General features: G+C 43.0%; 1 rRNA gene. It reads right to left on the minus strand.

Annotated elements, in window-relative coordinates:
- Positions 1 to 115 (minus strand): 23S ribosomal RNA (locus H5073_RS18060); the annotation flags it as partial.
- Between the last annotated feature and the right edge of the window lie 322 nt (positions 116 to 437).

The following is a 437-nucleotide window of genomic DNA, read 5'->3' on the forward strand; positions in this document are numbered from 1 at the left end:
GACATCGTTAGCTCAAATGCTTGTTACTAGCTCGCCAACGCTTTTCGCAAGTTACTACGTCCTTCATCGCCTCTGACTGCCAAGGCATCCACCGTATACGCTTGGTCACTTAACCATACAACCCAGATAGGTTTCATCTTTTCGCTTGTTATTCATCACGCTGTCGTTATTGTGAACCTCATTCGTCAGTCATGTAGCGCTGCTACACTCCTTTCTCATTCGCTCCACGGCTTAGACACCGTATCGAATAACTGCGCTTACGTTATCGAGATAAAGTAAGAAAAACACTGAGTCATACGTTCACTCAATAAAGAGTGAGACCAGCTTGGTTTTTACTTGTCTCACCTCCGGGTAGGAAGTGGACACGCCTTAGTTTTAAAAATATTCAAGACACTTAATAAAGTGTTTTGAGAACTCATATTCGTGTTTGCACACAA

The organism is Shewanella sp. SR44-3 (assembly GCF_014163735.1).
Lineage (GTDB): Bacteria > Pseudomonadota > Gammaproteobacteria > Enterobacterales > Shewanellaceae > Shewanella.